This window comes from Cellulomonas sp. NPDC055163 (genome assembly GCF_053607065.1).
Genome location: NZ_JBSGSU010000010.1, coordinates 78,199 through 92,540 on the forward strand (window position 1 = coordinate 78,199; position 14,342 = coordinate 92,540).

Consider the following 14,342-nt stretch of genomic DNA (forward strand, 5'->3'; position numbering starts at 1 on the left):
GACGACGCCCCGCCGCCGCTGCGGGCAGCGAGGGCGGGGCGTCGTCGGTCGATCAGGAGAACAGGTTCTTCCCGCAGTGCGGCCACTGGCCGGCACCGGAGCGGTTGTAGAGCATCTTGGCGCGTGCCGTCTGCTCCTCCGCCGATGCGGCGGACGGGACGCCGGCGCCGCCGACCGCCTGCCACGTCGCGACCGAGAACTGGTAGAGCCCGTGGTACTTGCCGCTCGCCGAGACGATCGACGGGTTGCCGCCGGACTCGCACCTCGCGAGCGCGGCCCAGTTGAGCGAGTCGGCGTCGCCGCCCGCCGTGACCGGGGAACCGGTCGCGGGCGCGGACTCCGCAGCCGGAGCCGCAGCCGCCTTGGGCGTGGCCGCGGGGCGGGCCTTGCTGCCGACCGCGACGACCTCGTCGACCGGGGCCTGCGTGACCTGGTCCGAGACCGGCTCGCGCGCGGTCTCGACCCCGTCGACCGTCGTGACGCGCTCGACGACCGTGCGGACCCCGACGACACCCTCGGTGACGACAGCCTTCTGGCCGACGTAGCGCTCGGCGTCGTCCTGCGTCACCGAGGCGAACGGGAGCTCGACCGTCGTCGTGACGTCCTGCACGACGACGCGGGTCACCACCACGGTCACGCGGCCGTCGACACCGGGCCGGACGGCGACGGTGTCGCGCTCGCCCAGCACCACGCCGAGCCGCTCGAGCGCCGTCGCGACGTCGGTCACGCCGTCGGGCACAGGGATCGTCTCGCCGTCGCGCAGCACGTCGGCCGGCCCGTCGAGCGTCAGGTCGCCTGCGAGGAACGGGCGGCCCGTGCCGTTGGAGCGCGAGGCCACGAGCTGTACATCGCCGCCGCGGCCCGCGAGCGCCTCGAGGGCCTCGTCGGCGCTGAGCGCGGTGGTCCACACGGACGCGTCGACGCCGTCGGTCCGGACGGTCACGAGGCGCGCGTGGCGCACCACGACGTCGGAGCCGTCCTGCAGCGCCCCGTCGGGGGCGACCGTGTCGCGCGTGCCGACGGTGACGTCGTGCTCCTCGAGGAGCCCGTCGACGCTGCCGGCGAAGGTCGTGACCTCGGTCTCGACGCCGTCGACGTCGAGCGTGACGGTCTTGTGCGCCTGGGCCGTGACGGCCGTGCCGGTCACGAGGACCAGGGCCGCGGAGAGCGCGGCGACGAGGCGGAGGCGTACGCGGCCGGAGTCGGCGGACCCGGTGAGGCGCGAGCGCAGGGAGGGGGTGTCGGTGAGCTGGGGCTCGGTGGCTGTCTCGGCGGTGTCGCCGGCGGGGTTCAGGGAGGGGAAGCGCACACGGTTCCAGACGTCGGTGGTCCCGGGCACGGGGAGCGGGCGCACCGCACGCGGCGCACGGCGGTGCCCCGTCGCCCGAGGGCCGGTGGCTCTGCGCGTCCTGGAGGGAGGACGTGCCCGTCGTTCCCGGATCCCCGATCCGGCCGTCAACGGCTCACGCACAGGCGCGTGGGCCCGTCGCCCGCGGTCCGCGTCGGAGCCCCGCGAGGGACGTCCGGCCGGTGCAGCGACACGCGACCGTAACCGACCCGTGATGTGGCGCCCAACCCTCTGTGCGCGAGATCACCCCGAGACGCAGGTCCAGACCGGGGCAGAGCAGGACATAGCAGACGGCCGTGTGGGGCCCCGCCGGCTCCCGCCAGCGACGTGTCCCCGCCCGCTCGTCCGACGCGTGCAGCGGCAGCGCGGGAGTGCCGGCGGCGGCGGGGCGCCCGAGCCGGCGGCTGCCGACCCGGCGCCGTCACCGTCACGTCACAGACCGTCACGTGAGACCGGTCGGGTCAGTACCAGCCCTTGGCCTGCGAGTGCGCCCAGGCCCCGCACGGGTCGCCGTAGCGGCCCTCGATGTAGTTCAGTCCCCACGTGATCTGGGTCGCCGGGTTCGTGCGCCAGTCGTCCGCGACCGTCGCCATCTTGCTGCCCGGCAGCGACTGCGGGATGCCGTACGCGCCGGACGACTTGTTCTCGGCGTCGACGCGCCAGCCGCTCTCCTTCTTCCAGAGCGCGAGCAGGCACGCGAACTGGTCGTCCCCGAACCCGCGGGCGGCGGCCATCTCCTTGCCCATCGCCTGCGCCGTCCCCGGCTCGACCGCGACCGTCGTGGGGTCCGGGAGCTCGGCGGTGCCGACCCGGATCACCTGGTCGACGGGCGCGACGGTGACCGCCGACGCGAGGACGGTCCGCTCGACGACCGCGCCGCCCACGAGCGACGTGGAGTACGTCGTCTGCCGCTGACCCGCCCGGCCCTTGGTCTCGACGACCTTGTTGCCCTTGACGAGCTCGGGGTCCTCGACCTCGACGGTCTGGAACGGCACGACCTCGGTGACCGTCTGGTCGCCCTGGCTCGCGCGCGTGACGAGCACGACGAGGCCGTCGACCGCCGTCGCATCGAGCGGGACGGACACGTGGTCGCCCTCCTCGAGCACGAGGCCGATCTCCCGGAGCGCCTCGCGGACCGTCGGGGCGCTGCTCACACCGTCGATGACCTGCCCGTCGACCACGAGGTGGAGCGTCTTCTCGGTCGAGACGCGCAGCACGTCGCGCCCGAGCGACGAGGACCGCGAGGCCGACAGCAGCGTGTCGCCGCCGCGCAGGCCGAGGCCCTCGACGGCCTCCCCGACGGTGAGCGCCGTGGTCCACACGGTCTGCTGCGCGCCGTCGACCTCGACCTGGAGCTCTCGCCCGTGGCGCACGACGACCTGGGACCCGCTCGTGATGTGCTCGTCGAGCGCCGGTGCGACGAGGTCCCCCTCGCCCACCTCGATCTCCGCACCCGCGAGCACGTCGGCGACGGTGCGGCCGAACGCCGTGACCTCGACGGGCGCGCCGTCGACGTCGACCGTGACCGACTTGTGCAGCACCGCGAACGCGCTCGTGCCGCCCGCGACGAGCGCGAGCACGACGCCCTGCGCGGCGAGGCGGACCGGGCGGGAGACCGTCCGGGGCGCCGGGGCCGAGGCCGGGCGCTGGGCACCGCCGGCCGCGCGTCGGGCCAGGCCGGGGAGCGCGGTGCGCGCCTGCGCCCGCTCGAGCGCCGCACGCTCGCGCCGCGTCATCGGCAACGCGTCGGGCTCGGGCACGGGCGTCCTCTCGGTCCTCCGGTGGGTGCTGCGCCTGCGGTGACCCGTGACCCCCGGGGGCACGGTCCGCGCGCGGCACGTCCGACCGTAACCGATCCGTGACCCCGGCGGGTAGCCGGAGCCGGACGCTTGTCCGGGTTCGCCGGGACGTCTCACCCGCCGGGGGCACGTCCGGTGCGGCCCGGTCGTGCCGGCAGGGCGGCGCGGTCGTGCCGGCGGGGCGGCACGGTCGTGCCGGCGGGGCGGCGCGGTTGCGCCGTCGGCCGGCGTGGTCGCGTCCGGGCGGCGTCAGGCCGGGCCGTACACCGCCTCGGAGGTCGCGCTCAGCGTGCGGCACAGCGCGTCGAGCCCGACGCCGCGCTCGGCGGCGACCCGGCGCACGGTGAGGCCGAGCAGGTACGGCGCGTTCGGCCGCCCCCGCAACGGGTGCGCGGTGAGGTACGGGGCGTCGGTCTCGACGAGCACCCGGTCGAGCGGGACCGCGCGCAGCGCCGCCCGCAGGTCGTCGTTGGCCCCGAACGTCACCGGGCCCGCGAACGAGAGGTACCAGCCGCGGCCCGCGCAGAGCCGCGCCATCGCCGCGTCGCCCGAGAAGCAGTGGAACACGGTGCGTTCCGGCGCACCGTCGCGCTCCAGGACCTCGATCACCTCGGCGTGCGCGTCGCGGTCGTGGATCTGCAGGGCGAGGCCCAGCTCCTTCGCGAGCGCGACGTGCGCGCGGAACGCCTCGACCTGCACCTCCCGGCCGCGCGGGCCCGCGCGGAAGTGGTCGAGCCCGGTCTCCCCGACCGCCCGCACCCGCGGGTTGGTGCGCGCCACCTCGGCGACGCGGGCGACCGCCGCGTCGAGGTCGAGCTCGTGGCGCGGGTCGAGGGCGGGCTCGAGACCGTCGGGCGCGACCTCGAGCACCCGTGCGTGGAGCACCGCCTCGTTCGGGTGGATCGCGACGGCGCCGAGCAGCCGGACGCCGGCGAGGCCCTCGGGGTGCTCACGCAGGAGCGTGTCGGTCCACGCGATCGCGTCGACGTCGCAGCCGACCTGGACGAGCGTCGTGACGCCGACCGCCGCCGCCCGGCTCAGATGGTCGTCGAGCGTGCGCCGCGCGGCAGCACCGCCGGAGCCGGCGTCACCGTCGGGCCGCTCGCCGGACGACGCCGCGTCGTGCGCCGCCGCTGCACCGTCCGCGCCCACCGCGTCGTCGGGCACGTCGAACGCGAGCACGCTCTCGAGGTGCGTGTGGTTGTCCCAGACCGGGGACGGCAGCGGCTCGGGGTCGGCCGGCCAGCCGCGCTCGCGGCTGCGCGACCGGCTCACTGGTCGGCCGGCTCCTCGATCCGCGGGAACAGCGACGCGCCCTTGGTCACGGTGGTGCCGGCAGGGAGCACACCGAAGCGGCCCGCGTCCGCGACGGGCTGCGCGCCGAGCGCACCGAGCGCCGCCTCGGCGCCGAGAGCGGACCACAGCGACTGCGCGGCGCGCGGGGTCACCGGGTGCAGCAGCACCGCGAGCGAGCGCAGGGCCTCCGCGGCGGTCACGAGGATCGTCGCGAGCCGCCCGCCGGGGACGCCGAGCCCGTCCTCGCCGACCTCGCCGGGCGCCTTGGCGACCTTCCACGGCTCCTGCTCGGTCAGGTAGAGGTTCGTCGCGTCGACCAGGGTCCACACCGCCCCGATGGCCTCGTGCAGCGCGAGCCGGTCGATCGCGGACTCGGCGTCGGCGACCGCACGCGCGGCGACCTCGGCGAGCGCCTCCTCGGCGGGCGTGAGCGGCCCCGGCTCCGGCAGCGAGCCGCCGAAGTTCTTCGCGATCATCGCCGTGACGCGCGAGGCCAGGTTCCCGAAGCCGTTCGCGAGCTCGGAGGTGTACCGGGCGTGCAGGTCCTCCCACGAGAACGAGCCGTCCTGCCCGAACGCGATGGCGCGCAGGAAGTAGTAGCGGAACGCGTCGGAGCCGAAGGTGTCGATGATCTGGCTCGGGGCGATGCCCGTGAGCTTCGACTTGCTCATCTTCTCGCCGCCGACGAGCAGCCACCCGTGCGCGAAGACCTGCCCGGGCAGCGGGAGGCCTGCGGCCATCAGCATCGCGGGCCAGATCACGGCGTGGAACCGCAGGATGTCCTTGCCCACGAGGTGCACGTCCGCGGGCCACACCCGCTCGAACCGCGCCTTCTCCTCCGGGTCGTCGGACCCGAGGCCGACGGCCGTCGCGTAGTTGAGCAGCGCGTCGAACCACACGTACAGCACGTGGCTCGTGTCCCACGGGATCGGGATGCCCCAGTCGAACGTGTTCCGGGAGATCGACAGGTCCTGCAGGCCCTGCCGCACGAACGCGAGGACCTCGTTGCGCGCGCTCGCGGGCTGCACGAACGTCGGGTTCGCCTCGTAGAACTCGAGCAGGCGCTCCGTGTACGCGCTCATGCGGAAGAAGTAGTTCTGCTCGGAGAGCATCTCGACCGGCTTGCCGTGGATCGGGCAGACCTTCTGACCCTCGTACTCCCCGGTGCCGTCGAGCAGCTCGCCGGGGAGCTTGTACTCCTCGCAGCCGACGCAGTACGGGCCCTCGTAGGAGCCCGCGTAGATCTCGCCCTTGTCGTGCAGGTCCTGGATGAACGACTGCACACGCGTCGTGTGGCGCTCCTGCGTGGTGCGGATGAAGTCGTCGTTGACGACGTCGAGCGTCTGCAGCACGGGCTGCCACTGGCTCTCGACGAGCCGGTCGGCCCACTCCTGCGGGCTCACGCCGTTCGCCTCGGCGGTGCGCATGACCTTCTGCCCGTGCTCGTCGGTCCCCGTGAGGAACCAGACCCGCTCCTGGCGCTGGCGGTGCCAGCGGGTGAGGACGTCGGCCGCGACCGTCGTGTACGCGTGCCCGATGTGGGGTGCGTCGTTGACGTAGTAGATCGGCGTGGTCAGGTAGAAGGACGAGCGGGACTCGGGCATGGCGACATCGTAGGCGGGGGCGTGCGCCGGGTCCTCGTCATTGCCCGCGGGTGGACCGTCGCGACACCTTGGACCGCACCGACGCCCCGCCGTGACCGTGGTGGCCGCGACGGGGCGCCGGTGTGTCGGGGTCAGGACGGCGTGCACGTGAGCGCGGGCGTCCCCGGGGCCGCGCCGCTGACCTGGAAGCCGAACGTCGTCGAGGCGTCGGCCGCGAGCGCGCCGTTGTACGACTCGTTGCGCACCGTCTCGCTCGAGCCGCTCTGCGTGAGCCCGGCTGCTGCTCGGCGACGCGGGCCCGACCTCCGCACGGGTGCAGGGCGAGGCCCGTCCGGCACGCCGTCAGGCGGCAGGGTCGAGTGCCGCGCGCGGGAACGTGACGCCCGTGAGCTCCTCGGAGACGTCCCACAGACGTCGTGCGAGCGCGCGGTCCCGGGCCTTCGCGGACCGGCCGACGAGCGTCGGCGCGCCGCGGCTCTCGAGGAGGCCGCCCGGCCCGGCGTAGGAGTCGCCGGGGACGTCGGCGACCGCGGCGAAGAGCGTGGGCAGTGCGCCCTGCTCCTCGCTCTGCGATATCAGCCCGCTGAGGGCGCGCTCGACGGCGTGGCGCGCACGGCTCCGGCCCTCGGGCCGCAGGAGGTTCGTCGCGGCGAGGCCGGGGTGCGCGGCGGTCGCGATCACCGGGGAGCCGGCCACGTCGAGCCGGCGCTGCAGCTCGGTGGTGAACAGGAGGTTCGCGAGCTTCGACTGCGCGTACGCGGCCATCGGCTGGTACGCCTTGCGCTCCCACTGGAGGTCGCCGAAGTCGATCGACCCGACCCGGTGGCCGTTGGAGGAGACGGTCACGACGCGCCCGCGGACGCGCGGCAGGAGCAGGTTCGTGAGCGCGAAGTGGCCCAGGTGGTTGGTCCCGAGCTGCAGCTCGAACCCGTCGGCGGTGCGCGTGAGCGGCGGGATCATGACGCCGGCGTTGTTGACGAGGACGTCGACGTCCCCGGTGAGCTCGTCCGCGAACGCGCGCACCGAGGCGAGGTCGGCGAGGTCGAGCCGGCGCACCTCGACGTCGCCGCCCATCTCCGCAGCCGCGTCGCGGCCCTTCTCGACGTCGCGCACCGCGAGGACGACGCGCGCGCCGCGCTCGGCGAGCACCTGCGCCGTGACCCGGCCGATCCCGCTGTTGGCACCCGTGACGACGACGGTGCGCCCGGTCATGGCGGGGACGTCCGCCGCGGAGAATGTTGTCATGCGCAACATAGTAGGCAGCGGCGACAATGTCGTCAACGGCAACATCGACGGTAGGCTGACGGCGTGCCCGAGACGACCGACGAGCGCCGCTACCACCACGGCAACCTCCGCGCCGCCCTGCTCGACGCGGCGGAGCAGCGCCTCCGCGAGACCAGCCCCGACCAGGTGACGCTGCGCGACCTGGCGCGGGAGATCGGCGTCAGCCACGCCGCCCCGCGCCGGCACTTCGCGAACCGCCAGGCCCTGCTCGACGCGCTCGCCGAGGCCGGGTTCGCGCGGCTCGACACCGCGCTGCGCGGCGCGCTCGCCGACGCCGGTGCCGACTTCCCCGGGCGCCTGCGCGCCGCCATGACGGCCTACGTGCGCTTCGCGACCGAGAACGCCGCGCTGCTCGAGCTCATGTACACGAGCAAGCACCGGGCCGGCGCGGAGCGGATCCTCGAGGCCGCGTCGGCCCCGTTCACCCTCATGCACGGGCTGGTCGTGGAGGGTCAGGAGCTCGGTGCGCTCCCCGCCGGCGACCCCGAGCGCACGGGCCTCGTCGTGTTCGCGACGCTCCAGGGCATCGCGTCGATGATCAACGGCAGCCTCGTGCGGCCCGAGCTGCTCGACGGGCTCGTGGAGACGGCGGTCGAGCAGCTGCTGGGCGGCGCTCGGCCGAGCCCGGCGGCCGGGCACGCGAGCGACCCCGGCTGAAGGTCCGGACGCGCGGGCAGCTCGGCCCTGCGTTCGAGGTGCCCGCCGGGGTCACGGGACAGGCGCGACGGTGACCCGCAGGATCCGGTCGTCGCCGTCGCGCACCCGCCCACGGCCGTCGGTGTTGCCCGTGACGACCCACAGCGAGCCGTCCGGGGCCACCTCGACCGCGCGCAGGCGACCGTGCTCGCCGTCGAGGAGCGCCTGCGGCTCCCCCACGCCGTCGGACCGCAGCGGCACGCGCCACAGCCGCTCGCCGCGCAGGCCCGCGAGGTAGACGCCCTCGCCGGTCACCGCGAGCCCGCTCGGCGACGCGTCGGACGTCGCCCACGTCGCGACCGGCGCGACGAAGCCCTCGTCCTCGCCGACGGCCCCCTCGACGACGGGCCAGCCGTAGCTGCTGCCGGGCGTCAGCACGTTGAGCTCGTCCCACGTCTCCTGGCCGAACTCGGAGGCGAACATCCGGCCGTCCGCCGCCCAGGCGACGCCCTGCACGTTCCGGTGCCCGAGCGTCCACACCGGCGAGCCCGGGAACGGGTTGCCCGGCGCCGGCTCGCCCTCGGCCGTGACCCGCAGGACCTTGCCGCCGAGGCTGTCGCGGTCCTGCGCGAGCGACGTGTCGTAGGTGTCGCCCGTCGTCACGTACAGGAAGCCGTCGGGACCGACCTCCAGGCGACCCCCGTTGTGGTTCTGGCCCTTCGGGATGCCGGTCAGGACCTCGGTGACCTCGCCGAGCGTCGTGCCGTCGAGCTCCGCGGTGAGCACCCGGTTGTCGCGCCGGGACGTCAGGTAGACGGCGACCGTCGCGCCTGCCCCGGGGTCCGGCGCGGCGGCCGACCCACCGGGCGCCCCCTCGACCGGCAGGACCGCGACGCCGAGCAGCCCGCCCTCACCCTGGGCGTCGGTCGCCGCCGCGATCGCATCCGCCCCCGGCCCGACGACGTCCGTCACCTCGCCCGCCGGGTCGACGACGACGAGCCGTCCCGCGTCGCGGAGCGTCACGAGCGCACGGCCGTCGGGCAGGAAGTCCAGACCCCACGGGACGTCGAGCCCGGTCGCGACCTCGTCGACCGCGGTGACCTCGACCGTCGGGACCTCGACGAGCGGGGCACCGGTGGCGGTGGACCCGGTCGCGGGCGGTGTCGACGACCCCGGGCTCAGCCCCGGCGTCGCCGCCCCGCTGCCCGCGCCGGACGTGGTGCACCCCGCGAGCAGCAGCAGCGCCACCGCGAGCGCGACCGTCCCGTCCACGCCTCGACCGCTCCACCGCGCCCGCTCGACCATGCGGCCAGCCTCGCGGCTCGCGGGCAGGGGCGCCTCTCGACCGCAGCGACGCCGGGCCGCCGGAGCCGCGTCGGGCGCCGGGACCTCGGCTCGCGCGTAGCGCCATCCCGCGCGCCACGTCACCCCAGGCCGCGTCAGCCCGCACCCAGCGTCAGCCCGCACCCAGCGTCAGCCCACGCCCAGCGTGTGCCCGCACTCGGCGCCATCCCGCGCGCCACGTCACCCCAGCCGCGTCAGCCCGCGCCGCAGCCCGCGCACGGCCTGCGCGATCCGCTGCTCGTTCTCGATGAGCGCGAACCGCACGTGCCGGTCACCCCCGGGACCGAAGCCGACGCCCGGCGAGACCGCGACGTCGCACTCGCGCACGAGGTGCTGCGCGAACTCGATCGACCCCATCTCGGCGTACTGCTCGGGGATCCGCGCCCACGCGAACATCGTGCCGCGCGGCTTGAGGATGTCCCAGCCGATGCGGGTCAGGCCGTCGAAGAGCGCGTTGCGCCGCGACTCGTAGACGGTGTTGAGCTCGGTCGGGTAGTCGGCGGCCTCGTTGAGCGTGACGGTCGCGGCGATCTGGATCGGCTGGAACGTGCCGTAGTCGAGGTAGCTCTTGAGCTTCGCGAGCGCCCCCACGACGTCCGGGCGCCCGACGAGGAACGCGACGCGCCAGCCCGCCATGGAGAACGACTTCGTCATCGAGTACAGCTCGACGGCGACCTCCTTGGCGCCCTCGCACTGCAGGATCGACGGCGGCGTCCACCCGTCGAAGCACATGTCGGCGTAGGCGAGGTCGTGCACGAGCACCACGTCACGCTCGCGCGCCCAGTCGACGAGCCGCTGCAGGTCGGGCAGGTCCACGGTCGTGGTCGTGGGGTTGTGCGGGAACGAGAGCACGACGACGCGCGGCTTGGGCCAGCCGAGCTCCCACGCCTCCATGACGCGGTCGATGTACCCGGCGCCGTCGTCGCCGTCGCCGATCGGGACCTGCCGCGCGTCGGCACCGGCGAAGTACGGGCCCCAGATGTGGATGGGGTAGCTCGGCGTCGGGACGATCGCGGCGTCGCCCGGCTGCAGCAGCACCCACATGAGGTGGCTGAAGCCCTCCTTCGCGCCGATCGTCGAGATGATCTCGGTGTCCGGGTCGAGGCTCACCCCGAAGCGGCGCTGGTACAGGTCGGCGACGGCCTGCCGGAGCTTGGGGATGCCGCGTGACGCGGAGTACCGGTGGTTGCGCGTGTTCTGGGCGGCCTCCGCGAGCTTGTCGACCGCGACCTGCGGGCTCGGCAGGTCGGGGTTGCCGAAGCCGAGGTCGATCACGTCGTGGCCGGCTCGGCGGGCCTCGAGCTTGAGCGAGTCGATGATCGTGAACACGTAGGGCGGCAGGCCCGGGATGCGGCGGAACTCCATGGACCGACGCTAGTGCCCGCGTGCGGGGGCGCACCCGGTCCGCCACGCTGCGAGACTCGGGACGCATGGCCGTCCGCACGACCTGGAGGAGCACCGTGACGCAGCAGAACCCGCAGGCACAGCCGACGCCGACCGGCACCTCCACCCCCGCCGAGGGCACCGACCCGACGGCGCCCGAGGCCGCGCCCCGGGCGGCGGCTCCCGGCGCCGGGCCCGTGCGCGCGCTCCTCGTCGTCGACGTCCAGCCGACGTTCTGCGAGGGCGGCTCCCTCCCGGTCGAGGGCGGCAACGGCGTCGCCACGGCGATCGCACGCTACGTGGACGTGCACCGGGACCGGTACCCGCTCGTGGTCACGACCCAGGACTGGCACGTCGACCCGGGCGCGCACTTCAGCGACACCCCCGACTTCGTCGACACCTGGCCGCCGCACGGCGTCGCGGACACGCCCGAGGCGGCGATCCACCCCGCGCTCGCCGCGATGCTGCCCGACCTCAGCGTCCGGAAGGGCGCGTACGCGGCGGCGTACTCGGGCTTCGAGGGGGTCGACGCCGACGGGCGCCCGCTCGCGGACCTGCTGCGCGAGGGTGGCGTGACCGACGTCGACGTGGTCGGGATCGCCGAGTCGCACTGCGTGCGCGCGACCGCGCTCGACGCCCACGCGCTGGGGCTGCGCACCCGGGTCCTGACCGACCTCACCGTGCCCGTGACCCCCGAGCTCGGTGCGCAGGCGCGCGCCGAGCTGGCTGCGGCCGGGGTCGAGCTCGTCGCGTCGTACGACGCGTAGGCGCTCAGCCCGCGAGCGGCCCCATCGCGTGCAGCTGCGCGTACGCACCGCCGCGCGCGACGAGCTCCTCGTGCGCGCCGATCTCCACGAGCCGCCCGTCGCGCATCACCGCGATCCGGTCGGCGCCCCGGATCGTCGTGAGCCGGTGCGCGACGACGAACGTCGTGCGGCCCTTCATCAGGCGCGCGAGGGCCTCCTGGACGAGGCGCTCCGACGCGGTGTCGAGCGCCGACGTCGCCTCGTCGAGCACGAGCACCCGCGGGTCCCGCACGAGCGCACGGGCGATCGCGAGGCGCTGGCGCTGACCGCCCGAGAGGCGCGCGCCGCGCTCGCCGATCACGGCGTCGAGCCCGCCCATCGCCTCGACGAACTCGAGCGCGTTGGCGTCCCGGAGGGCCGCGCGGACCGCGTCGTCGGACAGCTCGGGGCTGCCGTACGTGACGTTGGCGCGCACGCTGCCCTCGAACAGCAGCGACTCCTGCGGCACGACGGCCAGGAACCGGCGGTAGGTGCGCAGGTCGAGCTCCGCCATGTCACGGCCGTCGAGCAGGATGCGCCCCCGCGTCGGGGCGAGGAACCCGATGACCATGTTGAGCACCGTCGACTTGCCCGAGCCCGACGGCCCGACGAGCGCGACCGTCTCGCCCGCGCGGACGTCGAGCGTCAGCCCGTCGACCGCGTGCTCGTCCGGCGCGTCGTCGTACGCGAACCGCACGTCCTCGAAGCGGACCGCGCCCGCGACGTCGGTCACCCCGGCCTTGCCGGCGTTGCGCTCGAGGTCGGGCTCGGTCAGGACCTCGCCCATCGACCGGACCGACTCGAGGCCCTTGGTCACGACGGGCGCGAGGCTGAGCAGCGCGGTCACCGAGCCGGTGAGCGCCATGAAGTAGCTCGAGAGCATCACGACGTCCCCCGGGCTCACGTCGAACACCCCCGTCCACGCGACCCACGCGGCGCCGACCAGGCACGCGACGCTGAGCAGCTGGAACGTGATCCACGCGAGCGCGCCGAACTTGCCGTTGACGACGTCGAGCCGGATCCCGGCCTCCCGGACGCCCACGAGCGAGCGGTCCATGCGGTCGAGCTCGTCGTTCTCGAGCGCGTGGGCCCGCGTGATGGGGATGAGGTGCGTCATCTCGCTGACCCGGGCCGACATCTGCTCGACCTGCGCGCGGAACGCGGCGTTGCGCGCGGTCATGCGCCGGCGCATCGCGACGACGAGCAGGGCCGACGCGGGCACCGCGACCGCGAACACGGGCAGGAACTCGGGGACGCGCACCGCGGTGATGACGATCGCGCCGGCGAGGGTCGTGACCGCTGCCATGCCGGAGTCGAACGTCTGGCGGGTGCTCTCGACGACGTTCTCGACGTCGCGCACGATCTTCGCCTGCAGCACGCCGGCGCTGATCCGGCGGTGGTAGCCGATCGACAGCTCCTGCAGGCGGCGGCACAGCGCCATGCGCAGGTTCGTCTCGACGGTCCGCACCGAGAGGGACAGCTGGCGGATGAACAGCACGCTCAGCGGGTAGTTCTGGCCGATGAACAGCGCCATGAGCGCGGCGGCCCACCACAGGTCCCGCAGCGGCCGGTGGTCGACGACGATGTCGATGACCTCGGCGGTCAGCACCGGCATGATCCACACCGGCGAGTGCTTGAACGCGAAGGCGACGGCCGCGACGAGGAGCCGCCGCCGCTGACCCGTGAACAGGTAGGCGAGCGTGCGCAGGGGTCGGCCGCCCTGGTAGCGGTCCTCGAGCAGCTCGCCGGTCACCGCAGCATCGTAACGATTCGACAGCGAGGGCACCGGGTGATCCGGCGGGCCGTGGCGGTCGGGTCCGGACCGGCGACTGCGGGGCGGGCCGGTGTGCGGCCGGCGGCGCGCCGGGGCGGGCGTGGGTCAGGGCGTGCGCGCACCGGCACGGACGAGTGCGGCCGGCGCCGGCGCCGGCTCAGCGCGAGCGCGCCGCCAGCGCCGCCGCGTACAGGTCCCGCTTCGCGACCTGCCCCGCGACGGCCACCTCGGCGACGGCGTCCTTGAGCCGCTCGCCGCCGTCGGCGCGCGCGAGCACCTCGACGACGAGGTCCGCCATCGACGTCGCCGCCGGCCCGGCGACCCCCGCGACGACGACCGCGATCTCGCCGCGCACCTCGCCGTCGGCCGCCCACGCCGCGAGCTCGGCGACCGGACCGCGGCGGACCTCCTCGTACGTCTTGGTCAGCTCCCGGCACACCGCCGCGGGCCGGTCGCCGCCGAACGCCTCGACCATCGCCGCGAGCGTCTCGGCGAGCCGGTGCGGCGCCTCGAAGAAGACCATCGTGCGCCGCTCGGTCGCGAGGCCTGCGAGCGCCCGGGCCCGCTCCCCCGCCCTGCGGGGCGGGAACCCCTCGAAGCAGAAGCGGTCGGTCGGCAGCCCGGAGAGCGCGAGCGCCGTCAGCACCGCGCTCGGACCGGGCGCCGCGGTCACCGGCAGCCCCGCCTCGACCGCCGCGGCGACCACGCGGAACCCCGGGTCGGAGACCGACGGCATGCCGGCGTCGGTCACGACGACCACGGTGCCGCCCTGCGCGACGACGTCGAGCAGCTCGCGCGCCCGGGCCGCCTCGTTGTGCTCCTGGTAGCTGACGACCCGCCCGCCGACCGTGACGCCCATGCGTGCGGCGAGGGCCCGCAGCCGGCGCGTGTCCTCCGCGGCGACGACGTCGGACTCCTCGAGCAGCCGGCGCAGGCGCGGCGAGGCGTCCTCGACGTCGCCGATCGGGGTCGCCGCGAGGACGAGCCGGCCGGCCGGGGTGCTGGGTGCGCTCACTCCGCAAGCCTGCCACCCGGTGCGGCGGTGCCCGGCCACCGGCGGCGGCCGGGCCGCCGACCCGTGCCCTCCGA

12 protein-coding genes are annotated in these 14,342 nt (G+C 75.0%); 2 read left to right on the top strand and 10 right to left on the bottom strand.

The window, feature by feature from the left end; all coding sequences use genetic code 11:
- Window positions 1–52: 52 nt before the first annotated feature.
- The 6 genes from ACWFNE_RS18260 to ACWFNE_RS18285 all read right to left on the bottom strand — a co-directional run bounded on the left by ACWFNE_RS18260 (window position 53) and on the right by ACWFNE_RS18285 (window position 7,292).
- On the bottom strand, window positions 53–1,339 hold the full coding sequence (locus ACWFNE_RS18260) for a transglycosylase family protein (protein WP_452123841.1): 1,287 nt from the start codon (window positions 1,337–1,339) through the stop codon (window positions 53–55).
- Window positions 1,340–1,809: 470 nt separating this feature from the next.
- Window positions 1,810–3,108 carry an aggregation-promoting factor C-terminal-like domain-containing protein gene (locus ACWFNE_RS18265; protein ID WP_452123842.1) on the bottom strand — a complete coding sequence of 433 codons (1,299 nt, stop codon included), beginning with the start codon at window positions 3,106–3,108 and terminating at the stop codon, window positions 1,810–1,812.
- A gap of 288 nt (window positions 3,109–3,396) precedes the next feature.
- Window positions 3,397–4,422, bottom strand: a complete 1,026-nt coding sequence (locus ACWFNE_RS18270; RefSeq protein ID WP_452123843.1) for a TatD family hydrolase — start codon at window positions 4,420–4,422, stop codon at window positions 3,397–3,399.
- Complete coding sequence (gene metG, locus ACWFNE_RS18275; RefSeq protein ID WP_452123844.1) at window positions 4,419–6,047, bottom strand: methionine--tRNA ligase; 1,629 nt, start codon at window positions 6,045–6,047, stop codon at window positions 4,419–4,421. Before metG ends, ACWFNE_RS18270 begins: the two co-directional genes overlap by 4 nt.
- A 131-nt stretch (window positions 6,048–6,178) precedes the next feature.
- The gene (locus ACWFNE_RS18280; protein ID WP_452123845.1) at window positions 6,179–6,385 is read right to left on the bottom strand and encodes a cellulose binding domain-containing protein; all 207 of its coding nucleotides are present in this window, start codon (window positions 6,383–6,385) and stop codon (window positions 6,179–6,181) included.
- A 4-nt stretch (window positions 6,386–6,389) separates the two neighbouring features.
- The gene (locus tag ACWFNE_RS18285) at window positions 6,390–7,292 is read right to left on the bottom strand and encodes an oxidoreductase (RefSeq protein WP_452123846.1); all 903 of its coding nucleotides are present in this window, start codon (window positions 7,290–7,292) and stop codon (window positions 6,390–6,392) included.
- 63 nt (window positions 7,293–7,355) lie between these two features.
- Here ACWFNE_RS18285 and ACWFNE_RS18290 point away from each other — a divergent pair, with 63 nt between their 5' ends.
- Entirely contained in the window at window positions 7,356–7,988 is a 633-nt protein-coding gene (locus ACWFNE_RS18290; protein ID WP_452123847.1) for a TetR/AcrR family transcriptional regulator, read from the top strand.
- A 51-nt stretch (window positions 7,989–8,039) separates the two neighbouring features.
- Here ACWFNE_RS18290 and ACWFNE_RS18295 read toward each other — a convergent pair whose 3' ends face one another.
- Together ACWFNE_RS18295 and ACWFNE_RS18300 are read right to left on the bottom strand one after the other, a co-directional pair.
- The gene (locus ACWFNE_RS18295; RefSeq protein ID WP_452123848.1) at window positions 8,040–9,272 is read right to left on the bottom strand and encodes a PQQ-dependent sugar dehydrogenase; all 1,233 of its coding nucleotides are present in this window, start codon (window positions 9,270–9,272) and stop codon (window positions 8,040–8,042) included.
- A 219-nt stretch (window positions 9,273–9,491) separates the two neighbouring features.
- Window positions 9,492–10,676, bottom strand: a complete 1,185-nt coding sequence (locus ACWFNE_RS18300) for an aminotransferase class I/II-fold pyridoxal phosphate-dependent enzyme (protein ID WP_452123849.1) — start codon at window positions 10,674–10,676, stop codon at window positions 9,492–9,494.
- Between the two features lie 215 nt (window positions 10,677–10,891).
- Here ACWFNE_RS18300 and ACWFNE_RS18305 point away from each other — a divergent pair, with 215 nt between their 5' ends.
- The gene (locus tag ACWFNE_RS18305) at window positions 10,892–11,461 is read left to right on the top strand and encodes an isochorismatase family protein (RefSeq protein WP_452123911.1); all 570 of its coding nucleotides are present in this window, start codon (window positions 10,892–10,894) and stop codon (window positions 11,459–11,461) included.
- 4 nt (window positions 11,462–11,465) lie between these two features.
- On the opposite strand, the gene ACWFNE_RS18310 is transcribed toward ACWFNE_RS18305, so the two are convergent.
- Both ACWFNE_RS18310 and rsmI read right to left on the bottom strand, forming a co-directional pair.
- Complete coding sequence (locus tag ACWFNE_RS18310) at window positions 11,466–13,232, bottom strand: ABC transporter ATP-binding protein (RefSeq protein WP_452123850.1); 1,767 nt, start codon at window positions 13,230–13,232, stop codon at window positions 11,466–11,468.
- 178 nt (window positions 13,233–13,410) lie between these two features.
- Window positions 13,411–14,268 carry a 16S rRNA (cytidine(1402)-2'-O)-methyltransferase gene (gene rsmI, locus ACWFNE_RS18315; RefSeq protein WP_452123851.1) on the bottom strand — a complete coding sequence of 286 codons (858 nt, stop codon included), beginning with the start codon at window positions 14,266–14,268 and terminating at the stop codon, window positions 13,411–13,413.
- Window positions 14,269–14,342 lie beyond the last annotated feature (74 nt).